This is a genomic window from Micromonospora sp. NBC_00860 (assembly GCF_045207375.1).
GTDB lineage: Bacteria > Actinomycetota > Actinomycetes > Mycobacteriales > Micromonosporaceae > Micromonospora > Micromonospora vinacea.
Genome location: NZ_CP108825.1, coordinates 2,160,709 through 2,180,974, shown reverse-complemented (window position 1 = coordinate 2,180,974; position 20,266 = coordinate 2,160,709). Strand labels below are relative to the sequence as shown.

At 71.7% G+C, this 20,266-nt stretch carries 21 protein-coding genes; 7 read left to right on the top strand and 14 right to left on the bottom strand.

The annotated features are described in order from the left end of the window. Positions 1 to 35: 35 nt before the first annotated feature. A complete protein-coding gene (locus tag OH804_RS09855) occupies positions 36 to 1,376 on the bottom strand; it encodes a hypothetical protein (protein ID WP_196923401.1) in 1,341 nt (446 codons plus the stop codon). 5 nt (positions 1,377 to 1,381) lie between these two features. After that, positions 1,382 to 1,858 carry a hypothetical protein gene (locus OH804_RS09850; RefSeq protein WP_196923402.1) on the bottom strand — a complete coding sequence of 159 codons (477 nt, stop codon included), beginning with the start codon at positions 1,856 to 1,858 and terminating at the stop codon, positions 1,382 to 1,384. A gap of 103 nt (positions 1,859 to 1,961) precedes the next feature. Between OH804_RS09850 and OH804_RS09845 the strand changes: the two genes are divergently transcribed. Together OH804_RS09845 and OH804_RS09840 are read left to right on the top strand one after the other, a co-directional pair. Continuing rightward, positions 1,962 to 2,828: a copper resistance protein CopC gene (locus OH804_RS09845; RefSeq protein ID WP_406064492.1), complete on the top strand. Its 867-nt coding sequence runs from the start codon at positions 1,962 to 1,964 to the stop codon at positions 2,826 to 2,828. A 249-nt stretch (positions 2,829 to 3,077) separates the two neighbouring features. Next, complete coding sequence (locus tag OH804_RS09840) at positions 3,078 to 5,483, top strand: ricin-type beta-trefoil lectin domain protein (protein ID WP_406064490.1); 2,406 nt, start codon at positions 3,078 to 3,080, stop codon at positions 5,481 to 5,483. 75 nt (positions 5,484 to 5,558) lie between these two features. Here OH804_RS09840 and OH804_RS09835 read toward each other — a convergent pair whose 3' ends face one another. Together OH804_RS09835 and OH804_RS09830 are read right to left on the bottom strand one after the other, a co-directional pair. Next, positions 5,559 to 6,518, bottom strand: coding sequence for a hypothetical protein (locus OH804_RS09835; RefSeq protein ID WP_406066486.1), 960 nt, complete (start codon positions 6,516 to 6,518; stop codon positions 5,559 to 5,561). A 172-nt stretch (positions 6,519 to 6,690) separates the two neighbouring features. Further along, complete coding sequence (locus OH804_RS09830; RefSeq protein WP_196923406.1) at positions 6,691 to 7,077, bottom strand: DUF2267 domain-containing protein; 387 nt, start codon at positions 7,075 to 7,077, stop codon at positions 6,691 to 6,693. Positions 7,078 to 7,257: 180 nt separating this feature from the next. On the opposite strand from OH804_RS09830, the gene OH804_RS09825 reads away from it, so the two are divergent. From OH804_RS09825 to OH804_RS09810, 4 genes are all read left to right on the top strand, one after another. Then, complete coding sequence (locus OH804_RS09825) at positions 7,258 to 7,590, top strand: nuclear transport factor 2 family protein (RefSeq protein ID WP_406064488.1); 333 nt, start codon at positions 7,258 to 7,260, stop codon at positions 7,588 to 7,590. 34 nt (positions 7,591 to 7,624) lie between these two features. Further along, positions 7,625 to 8,461 carry an oxidoreductase gene (locus OH804_RS09820; protein ID WP_406064486.1) on the top strand — a complete coding sequence of 279 codons (837 nt, stop codon included), beginning with the start codon at positions 7,625 to 7,627 and terminating at the stop codon, positions 8,459 to 8,461. 254 nt (positions 8,462 to 8,715) lie between these two features. After that, on the top strand, positions 8,716 to 9,135 hold the full coding sequence (locus tag OH804_RS09815) for an ATP-binding protein (protein ID WP_406064484.1): 420 nt from the start codon (positions 8,716 to 8,718) through the stop codon (positions 9,133 to 9,135). A 102-nt stretch (positions 9,136 to 9,237) separates the two neighbouring features. Further along, on the top strand, positions 9,238 to 9,615 hold the full coding sequence (locus tag OH804_RS09810; protein ID WP_196923410.1) for a nuclear transport factor 2 family protein: 378 nt from the start codon (positions 9,238 to 9,240) through the stop codon (positions 9,613 to 9,615). A 1-nt stretch (position 9,616) separates the two neighbouring features. Here OH804_RS09810 and OH804_RS09805 read toward each other — a convergent pair whose 3' ends face one another. From OH804_RS09805 to OH804_RS09780, 6 genes are all read right to left on the bottom strand, one after another. Beyond that, entirely contained in the window at positions 9,617 to 10,144 is a 528-nt protein-coding gene (locus OH804_RS09805) for an SUKH-4 family immunity protein (protein WP_196923411.1), read from the bottom strand. Between the two features lie 109 nt (positions 10,145 to 10,253). Next, a complete protein-coding gene (locus OH804_RS09800; protein WP_231394291.1) occupies positions 10,254 to 11,012 on the bottom strand; it encodes a DNA polymerase beta superfamily protein in 759 nt (252 codons plus the stop codon). Positions 11,013 to 11,032: 20 nt separating this feature from the next. After that, positions 11,033 to 11,731 carry a DNA polymerase beta superfamily protein gene (locus tag OH804_RS09795; RefSeq protein ID WP_196923412.1) on the bottom strand — a complete coding sequence of 233 codons (699 nt, stop codon included), beginning with the start codon at positions 11,729 to 11,731 and terminating at the stop codon, positions 11,033 to 11,035. Between the two features lie 96 nt (positions 11,732 to 11,827). Next, positions 11,828 to 12,298: a molybdenum cofactor biosysynthesis protein gene (locus tag OH804_RS09790; RefSeq protein ID WP_406064481.1), complete on the bottom strand. Its 471-nt coding sequence runs from the start codon at positions 12,296 to 12,298 to the stop codon at positions 11,828 to 11,830. A 102-nt stretch (positions 12,299 to 12,400) separates the two neighbouring features. After that, on the bottom strand, positions 12,401 to 14,503 hold the full coding sequence (locus OH804_RS09785) for a PQQ-dependent sugar dehydrogenase (protein WP_406064479.1): 2,103 nt from the start codon (positions 14,501 to 14,503) through the stop codon (positions 12,401 to 12,403). A 37-nt stretch (positions 14,504 to 14,540) separates the two neighbouring features. Then, on the bottom strand, positions 14,541 to 15,488 hold the full coding sequence (locus tag OH804_RS09780; protein ID WP_406064477.1) for a LamG-like jellyroll fold domain-containing protein: 948 nt from the start codon (positions 15,486 to 15,488) through the stop codon (positions 14,541 to 14,543). A 133-nt stretch (positions 15,489 to 15,621) separates the two neighbouring features. Here OH804_RS09780 and OH804_RS09775 point away from each other — a divergent pair, with 133 nt between their 5' ends. Next, positions 15,622 to 16,656, top strand: coding sequence for a LacI family DNA-binding transcriptional regulator (locus OH804_RS09775; RefSeq protein WP_196923415.1), 1,035 nt, complete (start codon positions 15,622 to 15,624; stop codon positions 16,654 to 16,656). Positions 16,657 to 16,672: 16 nt separating this feature from the next. Here OH804_RS09775 and urtE read toward each other — a convergent pair whose 3' ends face one another. From urtE to urtB, 4 genes are read right to left on the bottom strand one after another with little or no spacing between them, the layout of a single operon-like run. After that, complete coding sequence (urtE, locus tag OH804_RS09770) at positions 16,673 to 17,365, bottom strand: urea ABC transporter ATP-binding subunit UrtE (protein ID WP_406064475.1); 693 nt, start codon at positions 17,363 to 17,365, stop codon at positions 16,673 to 16,675. After that, positions 17,365 to 18,141, bottom strand: coding sequence for an urea ABC transporter ATP-binding protein UrtD (urtD, locus tag OH804_RS09765; protein ID WP_196923417.1), 777 nt, complete (start codon positions 18,139 to 18,141; stop codon positions 17,365 to 17,367). The genes urtE and urtD overlap by 1 nt, the downstream gene beginning before the upstream one ends. Next, on the bottom strand, positions 18,138 to 19,325 hold the full coding sequence (urtC, locus tag OH804_RS09760) for an urea ABC transporter permease subunit UrtC (RefSeq protein WP_406064472.1): 1,188 nt from the start codon (positions 19,323 to 19,325) through the stop codon (positions 18,138 to 18,140). Before urtC ends, urtD begins: the two co-directional genes overlap by 4 nt. Further along, a complete protein-coding gene (gene urtB, locus OH804_RS09755) occupies positions 19,322 to 20,209 on the bottom strand; it encodes an urea ABC transporter permease subunit UrtB (RefSeq protein WP_406064470.1) in 888 nt (295 codons plus the stop codon). The genes urtC and urtB overlap by 4 nt, the downstream gene beginning before the upstream one ends. Positions 20,210 to 20,266: the final 57 nt, after the last annotated feature.

The following is a 20,266-nucleotide window of genomic DNA, read 5'->3' as shown; positions in this document are numbered from 1 at the left end:
GGTCATCATGACGCACGGCTCGGAACCCGGCGGGGCTACCCCGCGTAGAGCAGCAGCAGACCGGCGACGGTGTAGGCGACCATCAGCGCCAGCAGGGGTAGTTGGCCGGCCACCGCCCGGGCCCGGGGGAACAGGTACAGGGCGCGGTCGTGGGCGAGCAGCGTGCCGAGCAGGTGCCCGAGGATGATGACGGTGACCTGGAGGGTCGCCACCCCGGAGGGCGTGACCAGCGCGGTCTGCGGCTCCCAGTCGGCGGTGCCGAGCCAGTTGGCGCCGGTGCCCAGCGGGTCGGAGAGCAATGCGACGGTGCGCTGGCCCTCCAGGATCAGCAGCGAGTAGTAGTGCGCCACCACGTACCCGACGGCGATCGGCACGATGGAGTGGGCGATCTCGCCCGGCACCCCACGGGCCTCGGCCGCGTCGGCGCGACCGATGCGCGCCGCGGCGCCGGTGGCGGCGAGGTACGCGATCGCGACGGCGGCGATGACGACGCTCAGACCGGCGGTGCCGGTGACCGCCGGGTGCAGGCCGTTCTCCTGGCTGAAGCGCAACCAGACCGGCGCGTTGGAGAGGCTGTCGTACATGGTCGAGCCGAGCAGCACGATCACCACGGCGACCAGCCCGGGGCGGGGTCGCAGGCCGGCGATCCCGTCGAGCGGGTTGCGCCACACCAGGACGCCGTCCGCGGCCCGGCCGAGCGGGGCGAGCTGACCGATCAGGCTGCTGTACACCTCGAACGGGTCGGCGTGGTCGAACCAGCCGGCGCCGAACAGCACCGCCCCGGCCAGCAGGACCACCGTGTACCCGGCCAGCCAGGCGGTGATGACCGGCAGGGTGGCCCGGTCGGGAGCGACCAGTTCCAGCCAGACGAACCCGAACACTGTGGCGGCAGCCGGCCACCACCCGACGCTGGCGGGCAGCTCACGGAGCCCACGGTTCGGGTCGCGCCGCGCGGCCAGCGCCGCGAGCAGGTGGACCGTGCGCAGCGGGTTGACCGCCCGCCAGATCGGGCCGAGCAGCAGCGACAGCGGGGCCAGCCCGACCCAGAGCAGCACGTAGAGCGTGCCGGCGGTGGGGTTGTCCACTGTGTCCGGGCCGCCCAGCAGTCCGAGGCAGAACCAGGCGGCGGCGAGCAGGCCGAGCCCGCGCAGCGCCCATCGAAACGTGGGCGCGTCGAGGAGTCGGGCGAGCCAGCCCGGCACCGGGCGACCGCCGGTGGCGTCCCGGTCGAGTCGGGGTTCACGCCAGAGCAGGCCGAGCGCCACGAAGGTGACGACGAGGGTCAGCGCGGCGGCGACGACGAGCTGCGGCAGCGTGATCGGCAGGTCCTGGCGGCCACCGACGCCGTGTGCCAGCAGCGTGGGAGCGGCTGTCATGCCGCTCAGCGGACGACGAGTTGGAAGAGCACCAGCTCGGACTCGTGCGTCTCCACCTCGAACAGCCCGGTCTTGTCGGCCCGGAACTCCACCGAGCCGGGCGTGCCGGCCGGCAGCCGGGCGCCCAGGTCGTAGCCGTGCACGTGCAACTCGTCGGCCACGTCGGAGGTGACAGTGATCCGGACCAGCTGGCCCTTACTGACGGTGATCCTTCCGGTCGGCGGGTCGACCCGCTTCTTCGCGATGGTCACGGTGATCTGTTGGTCCACGGCGGCGGTGCTGGCGGAGGCGCTGGGCGTGCTGGTGGCCGTCGGGGCCGGCGCGGTGGGGGTGGCGCTCGACGGTGCGGCGGACGTGGGCGCCGTCGAGGGGGTGGCCACGGAGGGGTCGTCGTCCTGCCCACACGCGGCGAGGAGCAGGGCGGCGAGGGCGGCGGCAGCGAGGGTGGCGGTGGTGCGGGCGGCGGGGGTACGGACGAGCACGGGCGGACTCCGAACGACGCGAGGGGGACGGGTGTCGGGTTGATCGTCGGGGAGGAGAACTTTACGTCTTGTTCGGTGACGGGGAAATGACCATGATGAACGAATGCGATCGAAGCTGGTCACTGTGCGTAAGGTCCTGAGTCGGGTCGTGGCGGCGCTGGCGGCGACAGTGGTGGTGTCGTTGCTGCTGCCGGTCACCCCGGCGTCCGCGCACGGCCAGCTGGCGACCTCCACCCCACTGAAGGGCACCGTCGTCCGCGAGCCGCTGACCCAGTTGGCGTTGTACTTCACCGAGAAGCCGGCGTCGAACGCGCACTTCGCCATCAGCGGGCCGAACGGGTCGCGAGTGGACAACGGCTGGTCCTACGGTGAGCCGAAGCGACTGGACAAGCCGGTCACCGAGTACTTCATGGTCGACGGCGTGTTCGAGCCACGGCTGTACCACACCGGCTTCCCGGCCATGGTGACCGTCGCACACTGGCCGGCGAAGGGCCGTTACACCGCCAGCTACCTCTCCGTCGCCTCCGACGGTGAGGCGGTGCGGGGCGAGGTGACCTTCGACTACCAGGGCCCGGGCACGGCGGCTCCGGCCGGCTGGTCGGCGCCCACGGCGGGGCCGGATCCGGCGCTGCTCGCCCAGGCCGAGGGCGAGGGCTCGACCACCTCCGGGGCCACCGGCAGTCCGGTCGCCCCTACCGGCACTCCGGCGGACGACCCGGCCGGCGCCGCGGAGGAGCAGCGCGACACCGGGTTCCCAGCCTGGCTGATCCCGGCCCTGATCGTCGTCACGGTCTCGGCGGTCGTGCTGGTGGCGGCCCGCCGACGACCTGCGTCGCGCGGAGCGTCCACTGCGGACCGCCGGACCGCCGGCGCGGCGAGCCGGGGTGGTGCCGCCACCCGCAAGTCCGGCAGCCCGACTCGGAAGACCGGCAATCGGTCCGGTGGTCCGGCGCGGCGCGGACGGCGGTAGACCGTCGCCATAGCTGGCCATTCTTCGCGTAACGCCTCGAACTTTCGCTCGGACATCAAGAACTTTTGATGTATCGAGGCGAAGCCATGGACAGCCCAATCGAAACGCCTTAATGTTCCGAGCCATCCACCCGGTGTTTCCGCAATGTCACTCGTCGGCGTCGAGGACGTTACGGAACCGGGGCCGACGGTCATCCTCACCGCTGATCCACGCCGGCCGTCGGACACTCCACTGCCTCCTGGAGGAACGATGGGCACACGCCTGCTACGCCGACTCCACCATCCCGCCCTGGGTGCGCTGGCACTCGTCCTCGCCGCCGGCCTCTGGGCCGTCCCCGCCAACGCCGCCCCCGCGCAGGAACCGGGCGTCACGCTGCGCGTCTTCGACGTGCAGGTGCCGCTGTCCGAGTTGTGCACCCTCAAGCCCGCCCAGACCCCGAACGTGGACAAGCTGATGTCCACCATCAACTGGACCTCGGCGGCCGACTTCGGCTTCGAGGACAACTTCGTCTCGCAGGTGCTCGGCAACATCACCACCACCCAGGCCGGCAGCTACACGTTCCGGCTCAGCAGCGACGACGGCTCCAAGCTGTCGATCGACAACGCCGTGGTGATCAACCACGACGGTCTGCACGGCGCGACCCCGCCCAAGGAAGGCACCGTCACCCTCACCGCCGGTCTGCACCCGCTGCGCATCGACCACTTCGAGCGTGGGGGCGGGCAGCAGATCACCCTGGAGTGGAAGACACCCGGTTCGTCGACCTTCGTGGTCGTACCGAACTCGGCGCTGAGCACCGACGCCGGCGTGGTCCGGGTGACCGCACCCGGACGCAAGGAGTGCGAGGGGATCGCCGACACCCCCGGCGACGGCCTGCCACTGACCGGCGTGCACCCCGGCTACACAGTGACCAACCTGCGACCCAGCGGCTTCCAGCCGAAGGTCACCGGCATGGACTGGCTGGCCGACGGCCGGCTGGTCATCAGCACCTGGGGCGGCAGCGATCAGTCCGGCACCTCCCAGGACGGCGAGGTCTGGATCCTCGGCAACACCGGCGGGTCGACGAGCCCGGGCAACGTGACCACCAAGAAGATCGCCGGCGGCCTCAAGGAACCGATGGGGCTCAAGGTCGTCGACGGGGTGGTCTACGTGACCGAGAAGCAGCGGTTGACCCGGCTGGTGAACACCGGCGGTGACGAGGTGGCCGAGCGCCTGGAAACCGTCGCCACCTGGCCGTACGGCGGCAACTTCCACGAGTTCGCGTTCGGCCTGCTCTACCAGGACGGGTTCTTCTATCTGAACCTGTCGGTGTCCATCAACTCGGGCGGCGCCACCACCAACCCGCAGCCCGCCACCAACCGGGGCACCACCCTCAAGGTCAACAAGGACACCGGCGCGGTCAGCTACGTCGCCGGCGGTCTGCGTACGCCGCACGGCATCGGCTGGGGCCCGGAGGGCGGCATCTTCGTCACCGACAACCAGGGCGGCTGGCTGCCCTCGTCGAAGCTGGTGCACGTCAAGCAGGGCCGGTTCTTCAACCACTTCACCAACCCGGCAGGCCCGTTCGACACCGCGCTGGTCACCCCGCCGGTGCTCTGGATGCCGCAGAACGAGATCGCCAACTCGCCCAGCACGCCGATGTACCTGACCAGCGGTCGGTACGCCGGCCAGTTCGTCATCGGCGACGTGACGTACGGCGGCCTGCAACGGGCGAATGTGGAGAAGGTCAACGGCGAGTACCAGGGCGCCCTGTTCCGGCTCACCCAGGGCCTGGAGGCAGGTGTCTCCGAGGTCAACGTCGGCCCGGACGGCGCGATCTACGTCGGCGGGCTCGGCGCGGGCGGCAACTGGGGCCAGACCGGCAAGCTGTCGTACGGCCTGCAGAAGCTCACCCCGAACACCGCCACCACGTTCGAGATGCTCGCGATGCGCGCCACCACGACCGGCTTCGAGGTGGAGTACACCCAGCCCGTCTCGGCGGCGACCGCCGCCGAACTGGCCGCGCGCTACAAGATCAAGCAATGGCGGTACGTGGCGACGTCGAGCTACGGCGGCCCGAAGATCGACGAGGAGACGCTGACCGTCACCTCGGCCACCCTCTCGGCGGACGGAAAGAAGGTCAGCCTCGCGGTGGCCGGCCGCAAGGCCGGTCGGGTGGTGCACCTGCGTTCGCCGCGCCCGTTCACCTCCACCAGCGGCCAGTCACTGTGGAGCACCGAGGCGTGGTACACGCTCAACTCCATCCCGGGCAGCCCGCCGCCGCCGACCGGCGGCACCATCACCGGCGTCGGCGGCAAGTGCCTGGACGTCGACAACGCCGGCACCGCCGACGGTACGAAGATCCAGCTGTGGACCTGCAACGGCACCGCCGCGCAGTCGTGGACCCGGGTCGGCGACACCTACCGGGTGCTCGGCAAGTGCCTGGACATCGACAACGGCGGCACCGCGAACGGTACGAAGATCCAGCTCTGGACCTGCAACGGCACCGGTGCGCAGGTCTGGCAGCCACAGGCCGACGGGTCGATCCGCAACCCGCAGTCCGGCAAGATCATGGAGGCCGCCGGCGGTAACACCGGCGACGGCACCCAGATCCAGCTCGGCACGTACGCGGGCGGCGCACACCAGAAGTGGGTGGTCAGTAGCGGGGTAACCGGCTGACAGTCGACGGGCGGGGCGTGGTCTGACCGGCGGGTCAGGTTGCGCCCCGCCCGTCCACCTCGCGAAGGTCGACGCTCAGCGGAACAGCACCGGCCGGTTCCCCCGGGCGCCGACGAACTGGCCCCGGATGTTGATGTCCTCGATCGAGTCGGTAACCCACACGCCCCGGGTGGTCAGGTCGGTCATCACCCCGTTGCGCCAGAGGAACGGGTGCCACGCAGCGGTGGTGGTGCTCTGGCCCACCACCTCACCCCGGTCGTTGATCGCGGTGGCGCGACTCCAGTCGCCACCGAGCGTGCCGAGGTCGGTCAGTGTGCCGTTCTGCCAGCGGAACGCCCGCCCGTTCGCCGCGCCCACCACCTGGCCCCGGTTGTTGACCCCGATGGCCTCGCTGCCGATCTGGGTGAAGACGCCGTTGCGCAGGAGACCGCCCACGCAGGTGCACGGGTAGTCCTGCGGGGGCACGTTGAACCCGCCCACCACGTCGCCCGCGTTGTTGACGTCGGTGGTGAACTCGTAGAAGTACTCCCGGCCCAGGTCGGTGAAGACCCCGTTGCGCCACAGGAAGCGGTGCGGCATGTCGCCGGCCGGTTCACTGGTGCCGAGCACCTGCCGCCGGTCGTTGACCCCGATCGCCACGCTGTTCTCCCCACCCAGGGTGCCCAGGTCGTGGAGCCGACCGTCGCGCCAGAGCACCGCGCGGGTCAGGTAGTCCGAGCCGAAGGAGGTGATCGCCACGTCACCGAACTCATTGACGTCAACGGCGGCGGAATCCGTGTCGCCTGGCAGCACACCCAGGTCGGTGATGACACCGTGGCGCCAGAGCACAGCGTGCCGGGCGCCGCTGGCGACGGTGCTCCAGCCGACGATGTCGCCGCGGTCGTTCATCGCCGTCGCAGCGCCGTCGCCTCCGGACAGGGTGCCGAGGTCGACGACCCGATAGCTGTGCGGGGACGCGGCGACGGGAGCGGGAGCGAGGGTGATCAGCGCGACGACTGTCGTCGCAGCGGTCAGCAGGGGACGCGGGGACACCATGGACGCCAAGGGGGACGCTCCTCGGATCGGAGCGGCGACGACCCGGCGGACGGGCGCGGGGCAACCACCACTGCGCGTTCGATCGGTAACGCACAGTAGATCCGGTGTCGTGGCGGCGCACCAGGGACCGAACGGTCACCGACGCCTGGCGTCCAGCGGTGGGGGCCGTCGGTCAGGGGCCGTGCGGCAGCGGCTGCGCCAGTGCCCGCAGGTCCGCCGGGAGCTGGGCCAGGGCGTCCTCGAACTCCCGGTGCCCGACCACCCGGTGCATCGTCTGGAGCACCGCGCGGGTGCCTCGCTCGGCAGCGGGGCGGTCGATCCCGGCGCGGTCGGCCACCCGGCGCAGGAACTCGTCGTAGCCGAACGTTTCCGGCGGCTCGGCGGCCTTGACCAGCAGCGGGCTCAGCTCGTCGGCCAGGTGGGGGGCCAATGCGCCCGCCTCACCGCCGCTGAGCCGCTCGGTGAGGGTCCGCAGGACCGCCTCGGTGAGCGGGCGCGCCTGCTCCGGCGGGAGACCCGCCCGTGCCGCAACCTTGTCGACGAACGCCAGCTCGGCCATGCCCCCGCCCTTCGCTTTCGGAAACGCGTGGCTACCCGGGTCCACCGGCAGCAAACGCGGCAGCCGCAGCGGGATGGTTCTGCTGGTTGCTCAGCGCGGTGCCGTCGGCTTCTCGTACGGTGAGGTCGGACCGGGAACCCGACGGCTGCCCGACGGCGGCCCGTGCCGCAGGAGGAGCAGATGGCCCTCGACCTGCCCGAGGTGATCGAGAGGTACTTCCGGGCCGTCAACGACCGGGACCTGGACGCGTTCGTCGCCTGCTTCGCGGACACCGCGAGCGTCGCCGACGAGGATCGGCTGTACGACGGGCGGGCGTCGATCCGCGCCTGGCGACAGAAGACGATGGACGCCTACGCGTACACCGCCGAGCCGGTCCGGGTCACGTCGCAGGCGGGCGACTCGTACCTGGCCATCACCCGGGTGTCCGGCGACTTTCCCGGCAGCCCGATCGAGTTGCGGTACCGGTTCACGCTGCGCGACGGGTTGATCGGAGCCCTGGACATCCGTCCCTGACGGCGAGGTTGATCCACGACACGAAGGGAACGCCGTGCCGCGAGTCTGGCTCATCACCGGCTGTTCGCGTGGTCTCGGCCGTGCCCTCGCCGATGCCGTCCTGGCCGACGGCGACCACCTGCTGGCCACCGCCCGCAACCCGGCGCAGCTCGACGACCTGGTCGACCGGCACGGCGACCAGGTCCGCGTGGTGGCCCTCGACGTCACCGACCCCGCCGCCGCCCGCGCCGCCGTCCGCACGGCGGTGGACACCTTCGGGCGGCTGGACATCCTGGTCAACAACGCGGGGTACGCCGACGTCGCCGCGATCGAGGACATGTCGGAGGACGACTTCCGGGCGCAGATCGAGGCCAACTTCTTCGGCGTGGTCAATCTGTCCCGGGCCGCCCTGCCGGTGATGCGCGAGCAGGGACGCGGGCACATCGTGCAGATCTCCAGTGTCGGCAGCCGCGTCGCGAGCACGGGCCTGGGCGCGTACCAGTCCGCCAAGTGGGCGGTCAGCGGCTTCTCCGCGGTGCTCGCCAAAGAGGTCGAGGCGTTCGGGATCCGGATCACCTCGGTCGAGCCGGGCGGGCTGCGCACCGACTGGGCCGGTTCGTCGATGAGCGCCCTGCCGATCAGCGAACCGTACCGGCCGGTCATCGACCCGGCCGTGCAGCGGCTGCGCCAGGCCAGCGGCGCCCAGCCGGGCGATCCGGCCCGCGCCGCCCAGGCGATCATCCGGATCACCCGGGTCGACGAACCGCCGCTCCGGTTGCTGCTCGGCGCCGACGCCGTGGCGGCCGCCCAAGCGGCCGCCGAGGCGCTCGCCGCGTCCGACGCCCGGTGGCGGGAGTTGAGCGAGTCCATCGCCTTCGACGCGGCCCCCTGACCCGACCGCCCCCCACCCGACCGTCGACGCTGACCCGGTCCCCTGCCGGACCGCCGAGCCGGGCCGGCCCGTAGGTGATCAACCGCCGAACGGACGAGACGGCCGAGGGGCCGGTGGGTGACATGATGTGGCGACAACAGCTGTCGCTACGAGAAGGGTTCCGGCTGCCCGATGGCGCACTCAGAGGCTCGCACGTCCACGACACCCGCGCGGATCGCGGTGCCGCTGGCCGGGCTGCCGCACCGGGCGGGCTGATGCCGGGCGAGCGACGGGAGACCGTGGCCGAGCAGAGTGTCCCCACCCACGCCGCGGACACCATGGCCTATCAGGTCGCGACCGACATACGAGCGCTGCGCGCGTTCGTCAGCGCAGGGGCGCTTGCCCGCGGCCTGTCGGCCGATCGGGTGGAGCTGTTGACCCTGGCGGTCAGCGAGCTGGCCACCAACACGTTGCAGCACACCACCGGCGGCGGGTGGGTTCGGCTCTGGGCCGAGCCGGGTCAGCTGGTCTGTGACGTGGTCGACCAGGGACCGACGCGGACGTTCGGGCGGAGCATGCCGGCCGCCGACTCGGTACGGGGTCGCGGGCTGGCGATCGTGGAGCAGATCTGTGACGAGGTAGCCGTGCTCACCAGCGCCGGTGAGACAGTCGTACGGATCCGCCTGAGTCTGTGAGACGGCGGCGATCCCCGCCCGCCCGGGCAAGGTCGGCTGCCACAATGCGGACAGCCCGGAACGACTGTGACACCGGGTCGGACCCGAACGGAGGACGCCACGATGCCGGACAGCGCACGCGAGGCCGAGCTGCTCGACGCAGAGCGCACCCTGCAGGCAGCCCAACGGGCCGGCGACGTCGCCGCCCTCGATCAGCTGCTGGTCGACCAGCTGATCGCCATCGGCCCGGACGGGCGTACCCACACCAAGCAGGATGACCTGGCCGCCCACCGGGACCGCCGCACGGTCGTCGAGGAGTTGGTGGAGGAGGAGCTGGACCTGCTCGTCGTCGGCAAGACGGGGGTGACGTTCTTCCTGGGCCGGGTGTCCGGCTTTTCCGAGGGGGCGCCGTTCGCGGCGCGGCTGCGCTACACCCGGACGTGGGTCCACGACGACCCGCACGGCTGGCGGGTCCTGGCCGCACACATCAGCCCGGTCTGACTCAACTGCCGTCCTCGTCGTCCTCGTCGAGCAGGCCCTGCTCGTCGAGGAACGCGAACCACCTGTCGTCGGCAGGGGTCAGGTCGGCGTAGCCCGGCCCGAGCAGGTAGTAGTCCACGAAGGATTCCACGTCGGGGGCGAGCTCCTCGAACGCGTCGGACATGAACCACTCGGTGCCGTTCGGTGGGAAGTACCAGATCGCTCCCGTGCCGCGATCCATGAAGATCGGCTCGTCGCTGCGGGTGCCGACCACCAGCCAGCCCGCCCGGTCCTGCGGGATGGACGAGAAGTCCGGTGCGTAGTCCAGGTGGTACTGGATCCCCGTGAGGGTCGACGAGGACGCCAGCTCGAGCCGACCCGCCCGCAGCCCGTCGGCCACCAGCAGAAGGTCCCGCAGGTCGGGCGGGAGCCCCGCCGGCACGGCGTCGAGGGCCGCCCCCTCGCCGAACTCGGCGTACGCCAGGCTGTCCGGCAGATCGGCCAGCTCAGCCCGCAGCTCCTCGATGAGCTGCCGGAGCTCGAGGTCCACTGCACCACCTCTGTTCGGATGAGGTCCCGTCCGGCAATGCTCCCGGCTGCCCGGAGACCTGCGAGCCGATGCGCGGTTTGGTTCTACCACGCACCGGCTCGCCGGGGCGTCACCTCGCCGAATCCGCCAGCCGGGCCGTCACCACCAGATCGTCGAGCTGCGCCGACCCGGCGGGTTGCTCCGGCAGTCGGCTGTCGTGCTGCGCCTCGTCGAGCCGCGACGCCAGCTCGGCGAGGTCCCGGCCGAGGACCGGGCCCGCGACCAGGCCGTCGAGCCCGCCGTGTTCGGCGGACCGCTTCGCCGCGATCAGCTCCGGAAGGTACGCCGGCGCGGCCTCGGCGACCAGCAGGCTCGGCAGGTGCGCCAGCATCCGACCGGTGCGCATCAGGTGGACGCCGGTGAGCAGCGCCCGGAAGGTGTAGAGCAGTGGTTTCAGCTCGCCGGTCGTGTCGAACAGCCGCCGTTGGGTGGCGGCGAAGCCGCGGTAGTGGTGCGCGTGGTGCCGGGTCAGCACCAGCGGTGCCAGCTCGACCAACGCGGCGTGCACAGCGGTGGTGTGCACCACCAGCGGCGACAGCAGCTGTTCGAGCACGTAGCCGTTGCGCCGCAGCATCAGCCGGACGAACTTGCGCAGGTCGTGTGTGACCAGGTCCAGCTCCACGCCCTCGCGGTCGGTCATGACAGTGTGGGTCTCGGTCGGCTGCGCCAGCCCGATCAGGTCCTCGACCGGAAGCAGGTGCGCGCCGCGCAGGTCGACGTCCGAGTCGGTGGACGGGAATCCGTACAGGTGGGCGCCGGAGACGGTGGCGAACACCAACGGGTACGGCTGCTCGGCGAGGATGCCCGTGAGGTCGACGCCGGCCGGCAGCCCCGCGGCCTCCCAGGCCGTCACGCCGAGCACCGCACCGAGCGATCCCGGACGGAGATCAACCACTGTTCGACAGTGACCTCGTCGGGCTTCTCGGGTAGCGGGCTGGTGTCCAGGCCCGCGGTCATCCGGCTCACCAGCCGGTCCCGCCAGGCGACGATCTCGGCCCAGGGCACCTCGCCGGCCTTGACCGCCAGCAGACGGTCCCGGTCGGCGCCCACGTCCAGCACCAAGCGGCCGGTGCGGACCAGGTCACTCCCGGCGGTCAGCAGTCGGATCAGGTGCATCACGTGCCGCCACGCCGGAACGCCGGTGCGGGCGATCCCCCGCTCGGCCTTGCCGAACTGGGCGGTCGCGTACCGCAGGTAGGTGTCGGCCACCCGCCGGGACAGGAAGGCCGGCGTGAGCGCCCGCAGTTCCGCACCCAGCGGGGTGCACGTCTCGACCAGCGGCGAGTGCAGCACCTCCAGGACCGTGGGATTCGCCGCCAACCCGAGCGTGCAGACCCGCTCCACCTCCCACCGCACCTGCTCGTCGAGCGGCCCGTCGTGGTGGCGGGCGGGTTTCCGCAGCCCCCAGAACGCCGAGGCCGGCAGGGCGTAGACCCCGCGTCGGTCGGTGTCCGAGGCCGCGCCGGACAGCCCGAACGCGCGGGAACCGACGACCACCTGCAGGATCGTGTGGTCATCGACCAGCTGATCCGTCAGTGCGTGCTCCACTGCCGCCGCCTCCCCCGAGCGTTGCGCCGACCGCCGGGCGGCCGTTGTCCGGTGCACACCATGCCGGTCCGGGAGGGCCGACGTCGAGCCCTTTCCTCAGTTCACGACGGCGTCGATCGGGCCGACACGCAGGGTGCCGTCGTTGAGGGGCGTGCAGCGGATGCCGCCGGTGGTGCGCAGCGCCTTCCACGCTCCCGGACCGACGGTGACGTCCATCCAGGCGCACGGCCGGGCCGCCCGGTTGACCCGCAGGCTGACCGGGCCGTCGCCGGAGTCCAGCACCAGCACCCTGCCGATCAGCTCGTCCACGGCGATCCCGGTGGTGAGGATGTTGCGTCGCACCTCGGCCAGGCCGACGCCGACCGGCAGCGACTCCCGGGCGATGACGGTGACGCTGGCGTCGCGGTGTGCCTGTTGGCCGAAGTACCGGTCGCCGACGATGCCGAGGCCGGCCCGGATCTGGACGGCGTTGACCAGCTCACCGGGCGGGGCCGGTGCCGGGCCGTCGGCGGGCCGGCCCAGGAAGCGGTGCACTGGCGAGGCCAGCAACTCGACGATCTCCGGCATGGCAGGAATTCTACGAACCGGACAGGGGCCGCCGGGGCAGGTCCACGGATGACCCGGTGGGGACGGCGGCGTGAGCCGTCGCCGTCCCCACCGTGACCCGGTTCAGGCCGGTGTGCCGGTGACGGTGAGGTTGCGCAGTCGGCCCACGTTGTCGAACGAGCCGAAGCCGACCCGTCCCGAGCCGAACGTGGTGTCCTTCGCGGTCAGCAGCGGGTCCCGGTGCCCGTCGACGTAGACGGCGATCTCACCGGTGGCCGGCAGGTGCACCACCTGGACCCGGTGCCACCTGGCGTCGGTGATCGCCGGGTTGGCGCCCCGGGACCGGCCGTTCCACTGGTGGTCGATGCGTTCCCGGTCGGCGTTGTCCACCTTGAAGATGCCGTTGTGCGGGTAGATCGTGTTGTCGGTGGAGAGGTGGGCGTAGTAGAACTCGGTGTCCGAGCGCCAGCCGAAGACGATGATCACGTCCCGGTTGGTGATCTCCACGGGGGTGTCGAGTCGTACCTGGGCGTCGACCCGCACCGACGACCACGCCGGGCCGCCGGTCAGCACTGCGTACTCGAAGGGCCGGCGCGGGCCCGGCCGGCTCTCCCCGGCCTCGGCCAGGACGACCTGGTCGCGTGTGAACTGCCACTTCGCCGGGGTCACCGGCGCCCAGTTCGCGGCCCCGGCGGTGCGGCGCACTGTGACGTCCCCGACGTCGCCGCTGGCGAACTCCCTGGTGCCGGTCACCTTCCAGACCTTTCCGTTGGCCTTCGCGAGGATGTAGAGCTCGCCGGCGGCGTCGGTGCCGAAGCGCAGGTCCACCCGGTTGGGGTCACCGGGCGCGCCCGGTGCGGACAGGTCACGCATCCGGACCGGCGTGCCCGCCGTGTCGAAGAGCGCGAGCTGGTGGATCGTGGCCAGGCCTCGGCCCCGGCGCATCTCGTTGGCCTCGGTGGAGAGCACCCGGCCGTCGACCAGGTCACCGAAGACGTACTTGCCGCGCAGCGCGGGCAGCGTGCGCCCCCGGTAGACGAAGCCGCCGGCCACCGCGACACCGACGTCGTCGGTGCAGTTCCAGCCGGCGGCGGGGTCGTGGTCGTACGCGGCGACCGGGTAGGTGTAGCCGTACCTGTCGTCGTCGGCGGGCAGCGGGAGCAGCCGGTCGCAGGGGTTGGTGGCCGCCTTGTCGAAGACGAACGAGCCCTCGCGCTCGCTCCAGCCGAAGTTGTCCCCGGCGCGGACCTCGTAGATGGCCTCGACGGCATGTTCGCCGATGTGCCCGAGGTACATCCGGCCGGTCGCCCGGTCCCAGCTGAACCGGTGCGGGTCCCGGAAACCCACCGCGTAGAGCTCGCCGAGCACGCCGGCCCTGCCGACGAACGGATTCCCGGCTGGGATGCCGTAGCGCCCGTTCGTGGAGTTGGTGCCCCGCGGGTCGATCCGCAGCAGCTTGCCGTGCGGCAGGGCCAGGTTCTGCGGGTCGGTGTTGCGCGCGCCCTGACCACCGTCGCCGACGGCGAGGTACAGCAGGCCGTAGTCACGGTCGTGGCGCTTCGCCGTGGGGTTGAAGTTGATCTCCTGGATGCCGTGCACCTGGCCACCGAAACCAATGCGCAGCACCTCGCGGTGGGTGCCGGCGAAGGTGGCGGCGGCCGGATCGGTCGCCGTCCACTCGGTGATGACACCGTGGAAGAGCGTGTTGGGCTGGGCGTAGTCCGGGGTGACGGTCGTCGTCGACGCCAGCTCGGTGTGGATGGTGTAGAACCGGCCGTTCACCCCGAACTCCGGGTGGAACGCCACGTACCCGAAGCCCTGGCCGAGCCCACGACCGGAGAAGAACCGCGGCGCGAACGTCGCGGCCACGTCCAGGTAGACGTGCGGAACGCCGTCCTCGACCAGGTAGAGGCTGCCGTTGAGGTCGGGCACCGCCCGCCGGCCGGAGCCGTCGGGCACCTCCATGATGGTGTTGATCCGGGCGGTACGCATGAGCCGCGCGTCGGTCGGCGCCGGTGTGGGGTACGACTGCGGGAAGCTGGCGTACTCGCTGAGGACCAGCCCGAGGCGGGACTGGGTCGGCATGTCGGGGATCGGGTCGTCGACCGCGTCGGCGGCCCGCGCGGGCGTGGCGACCAGTGTGGACAGGATCAGTACGAGGGCGGTGAGGCCGGCCCTCAGTGTGGGCCGGCGGACGGTGCCGGCGCGGCGGTGCAGGGTGCGCACGCGTGTCTCCTTCTCGGTGGGACGGTGCCGAGGGTGGTCAGCGGGCAAGGTGGCGGTACTGCCTCCGTACGTCGGTCGCGGAGACCACACTGTCGAGGAACATCAGGCCGTCCATCCGGCAGTCGCACGGGTTGCGCTCGAGGGTGTCCTGGGGAAAACTGCCGCCGATCTTGATGCCTCGGGGGTCGGACGCGGTGGTCAGGTGCGGGCCGGGCCCGGACAGCAGCCACGGGTCGTCGGTGCGGGTGTAGAAGCCGTCCACCGGTTCGCCGTTGCGGTAGAGGGCGAGCGCGCCGGTGTCGAAGTCGAAGGTGGCGGCCAGGTGCACCCACTCCCCCACCGGCAGCAGCTCGCGCAAGTCCCGGGTGGCGGCGAAGGTCTGCGAGTTGCCACCGTCGAGCCGCCGGCCGAGCGCGACGAGACGCAACTCCCCGTCGACGTCGATCAGTTCCAGCAGGGCGCGGACGCCGTGGCCGTCGGAGTCGCCGGTCAGCACCCCGGCAAGCCCGATGGCGTTGTACCTGTCGTCCGGGTCGGCGGTGGTGGAGTTGGGCGACGGGCTGTCCATGTTCAGCTTGAACCAGCCCATGACCGTGGTGCCGGCGGTGGCGCTGAAGGCGCGCAGTGTCCGCACCCCGCTGGCCGACCAGGTGCCGGCCTTCCAGTCGTCGTTGCCGGCGACGGCGGGGGCGACCTGCCGGGTCTGCACCGCGTTGCGGCTGCCCCGGTAGGCGCGGTCCGGCACCCGCATGGCGGCACCGCCGTTGATCAGCTCGATCTCGGTGCCGGAACGGCCCTGGTCGCGTTCCAGGGCGGGGTCGCCGGGCACCGGGTGGTCGAAGTCGTACGCGGCGACCAGGTGCGCGCGCAGCGCCGGGTGGACGTCGTGCGTGGGGCTTCGATCCGCCTGCGCTGGTGGCGCGCTGGCACCGGTCAGTGCGCCGATCGCCAGGAGGGAGACGGCCGCTCGTCGGGCCCTGGACATGGCTGTCACCTCGTTTCGCGGCATGCCGGATGCCGGTCACGTAAGCGCTTACGTAAGCGCTTACGTACCCTAGGCTTCGATCGATGCCACTCGCAACAGATCGGGTGGCATGAATGTTTCCGGAGGGTTGCCGATGCCCACTGTCAGCCGGCGGCCGCGCCTCGTGGACGTCGCCGAACACGCCGCCGTCTCGCTGGCGACCGCCTCCCGCGCCCTCGCCGGCCGCGCGGGGGTCAGCGCCGAGGTGGCCGACCGGATCCGGCAGATCGCCGGTGAGCTGGGCTACGTGGCCAACCCCTACGCCCGCACCCTGGCCAGCGGGGCCACCTCCACGGTGGGGCTGATCGTCCACCAGATCGACGACCCGTACTTCTCCGAGATCGCCGCCGGGGTCATCCAACTCGCCGCCGAGCAGGGCCTGCTGGTGCAGATCTGCCAGTCCGGCCGCGACCCCGGCTACGAACTGCAACAACTGCGGCACCTGATCGCCCAGCGGGTCGGCATCGTCCTGATCAGCGGTTCCGGCTACGGCGACCCACGGATGGAGAGCGCGGCCCGCGCCGAACTGGACGCGTTCCAGGACCACGGCGGACGGGCCGCGGCCATCGGACGGCACGCGCTCGGCGTCGACGCCGTCCTACCGGACAACGAGGCCGGCGGTCACGCCCTCGCCCAGCACCTGATGGATCTCGGCCACCGGCGGATCGCGGTCGCCGCGGGCAGCGCCGGCCTCACCACGGTCGCCGACCGGCTGGCCGGAGTGTCGTCGGCCCTGCGGCAGCGCGGGCGGTCCCCCGCCGACCTCGCCGTCGTGCACAGCGACTTCACCCGCGGCGGGGGGCGCGCCGCCGCCGAGCAGATCCTCAACGACCATCCCGAGACGACGGCGATCATCGCGCTCAACGACGTGATGGCCATGGGCGTGCTGTCGACGCTGCGGTCCCGTCGCGTGCCGGTACCCGCGCGGATGTCGGTGGTCGGCTTCGACGACGTCTCCGTGGCGGCCGACCTCGCACCCAGCCTCACCACCGTCCGCCTGCCGATGACCGAGATGGGCCGCACGGCACTCAGCCTCGCGCTCAAACCGCGCACGACCCGCCCCCGCCGTCGTCCCACCGGGCACCTGCTGGTCGTCCGCGACTCGACCGGGCCCGCGCCCAGGGCCTGACCGTTGGGCGCGCCGGTCAGACCGCCAACGCCGCCCGGACGTCCCGCTCCGCCGTGACACCCCCGTCGCCGTGCGAGGTGACCCGACCGGACTCCAGCACGTGGTAGCGGTCCGCCACCCGCAACGCAAAGCCCAGGTGCTGCTCGACGAGCAGCACACTGAACCCGGACTGCCGGGTCAACTCGACGATCCGCTCCTGGATCTCCGCGACCACCGACGGCTGGATGCCCTCGGTCGGCTCGTCGAGCATCAGCAGCCGCGGCCGGGTGATCAGGGCACGGGCGATGGCCAACTGCTGGCGCTGACCGCCGGAGAGCAGCCCGGCCCGGCGCCGCAGCAGCGGGCGTAGCGCCGGAAACAGGTCCAGCACCTCCGCCGTTGCCACCGCCCCGTCGCGCCGACCGTCGGCGACCAGCCGCAGGTTCTCCGCAGCCGTCAGGTTCGGAAAGCACTGCTGACCCTGCGGGACGTACGCCATCCCCCGCGCCACCCGCTCGTGCGGGCCGGCGCGGGTGACGTCCTCGCCGTCCAGCTCGACGGTGCCGGAGCTCGGGCGCAGCAGCCCCGCAGCGACCCGCAGCAGGGTGCTCTTGCCGGCACCGTTGTGGCCCAGCACGGTGGCCACCCCGTCGGGCGGGACCGCCAGATCGACCCCGTGCAGCACCCGAGAGCGCCCGTATCCGGCGTGCACCCCGCGCAGCGTCAGCATCATGCCTCCAGGCCGGTGTGGGCCGACCCGGCGTCGACCGGGTGGCCAAGGTAGACCTCCTGCACGCGCGGGTCCGCCTGGACCTGCGCAACAGTGCCCTCGCTGAGCACCCGGCCGGCGTGCAGCACTGTGACGCTGCGCGCGAACCGACGCAGGAAGTCCATGTCGTGCTCGATCACGACGACAGTGCGATCCCGGCTCACCGTCTCCAGCAGGACGCCGGTGGCGTCGCGCTCCTCGTGGCTCATCCCGGCGACCGGCTCGTCCAGCAGCAGCAGCCGCGCGTCCTGCACCAGCAGCATGCCGATCTCCAGCCACTGCTTCTGGCCGTGCGCGAGCGTCCCGGCGAGGTGCGCGGCCCGCTCGGCCAGACCGATGGTCTCCAGCGCGGCGGCGACCTCGTCGGGGACACCCCGGCGGCGGCGGGCCAGGGTCGCCCAGCTGCGCCGGGCGCCCGCCGCGATGTCGAGGTTCTGCAACACCGACAGCTCCTCGAAGACCGTCGAGGTCTGAAAGGTCCGCCCGATGCCGAGCCGGCTGATCCGGTGCACCGGCCGGCCGAGCAGTTCCTCGTCACCGAAGCGGACCGAGCCGGTGGCCCGGACCAGGCCGGTGATCGCGTCGACCAGTGTGGTCTTGCCGGCGCCGTTCGGCCCGATCAGGAACCGGATGTCGCCGGCGGGCACTTCCAACGAGACACCGTCGACGGCGGTGAAACCGTCGAAGCTGACCCGCACGTCACGGACGGACAACCCGTCCAACCGCTCGCCGCTCATGCCGCCGGCACCTCCGTCCGCTCGGCGCGTCGTCGGCCCAGCGACAGGAACCCGCGCCGCAGCGGCTGCGCGCCCACCTCACGGCGGCGGGTCAACGCCCACAGCGACGCCAGGCCGCCGGGAAGGAACGCCACCACGACCACGAACAGCAACCCCTGAAGGTACGTCCAGGTACCCGGGAAACGCTCGGAGAGGGCGGTACGCGCCCAGGCCACCGCCACCGCACCGAGCACCGGCCCGAGCAGTGTCGCCCGGCCGCCCACAGCGACGCCGATGACGAACTCGATCGACGGGACGATGCCGATCAGCGCGGGCGAGATGATGCCCACCGCCGGCACGAACAGCGCACCGGCCAGCCCGGCCATGCCGGCCGCGACCACGTAGGCCACCAGCTTGACCGACGCCGGGTCGTAGCCCAGGAAGCGGACCCGTTCCTCACCGTCGCGGACCGCCACCAGCAGCTCGCCGTAGCGGCTGTGGATGAGCTGACGGGTCAGCGCGAGCAACGCCAACAGCGTTCCGGCGATGATGAAGTACACCATCCGCTGGTTGACCGGGTCGTCCAGGTCGTAGCCGAAGAAGCCCTTGATGTCGGTGAGCCCGTTGGTGCCACCCGTGGTCCCCTGCTGACCGATCAGCAGGATCACCATCGCGGCGGCGAGCGCCTGACTGAGGATGGCGAAGTACGCGCCGCGGACCCGGCGGCGGAAGACCAGCGAGCCGAGCCCGAAGGCGACAGCCATCGGCAGCAGCACGGTGGCGGGCAGCGCGAACCACGGGCTGGCGAACGGCCGCCACCACAGCGGCAGCTCGTCGAGTTGCCCGTACAGCTGCATGAAGTCGGGCATCCCACCCGGGCCCGCGTCGGCGAGCTTGAGGTGCATGGCCATCGCGTAGCCGCCGAGGCCGAAAAAGACGCCCTGGCCCAGGGTGAGCATCCCGCCCCGGCCCCAGGCGATCCCGATGCCGACCGCGACCATGGCGACGCAGAGGTACTTGGAGAGCAACGCCAACCGGAAGTCCGACAGCACCAGCGGGGCGACGGCGAACAGCAGCGCCGCGCCGAACGCGAAGCCGGCCAGGGTCCGCATCCGAGACCGGCCGGAAGGCCCACCCGGTGGTACGGCGCCGGCAGGCGCCGGGTGGACGGCGGTGCTGGGTGGCGCGGGGGTGACGGCGGTCATGCGAGGCTCCTGGTCCGCAGTGTGAACAGGCCCTGTGGCCGCCACTGGAGGAACGCGACGATCGCCACGAACACGATCACCTTGGCGACGCTGAGGGTGGTCAGGTACTCCCCGGTGGCCTGGAGCACGCCGAGGGCGAAGGCGACGATCACGCTGCCCTTGAGCTGGCCGATCCCGCCGACCACGACGACCAGGAAGGCGTCGATGATCAGGTTGGTGCCCATTGTCGGGCCGATCGGGCCGAGCAGGGTGAGGGCCACCCCGGCGAGCCCGGCCAGGCCGGAGCCGAGGAAGAACGTCGTCCGGTCGACCCGGGAGGTGGCGACGCCGGACACGGCGGCGAGGTCACGGTTCTGCACCACAGCGCGGATACGACGCCCGAGCGGGGTGAGTCGCAGCGCCAGGGTGAGCGCCGCGACGGCGGCCAACGCCAGGGCCAGGATGAACAGCCGGTTGTTGGCGATCGTCAGCCCGCCGGGCAGCGCCACGTTGCCGGTGAGCAGTTCGGGCGCGCGGGTCTGCACGTTCGGGCTGCCGAAGATGTCCCGGGCCAGTTGTTGCAAGATCAGTGACACACCCCAGGTGACCAGCAGGGTGTCCAGTGGCCGGGCGTAGAGCCGGCGGATGAGCAGCACCTCCAGCAGGACACCCATGGCGCCGGCGACCACGAACGCCACCGGCAGCGCGACCGCCAGCGACAGGCCGGCGCCGGTGATGCTCTGTTGCAGCACGTAGGTGGTGTAAGCGCCGGCCATGATGAACTCACCGTGCGCCATGTTGATCACGTTCATCTGGCCGAAGGTCAGCGCGAGGCCGAGCGCGATGAGCAGCAGCACCGCGCCGATGCTGATGCCGGTGAAGAGTTGACCGAAGAGGACTGTCACGGTGGCTACTCCGAACTGGTGGTCGGGTGGCCCGGGCGGGGCGCGTCGCCGCGCGGC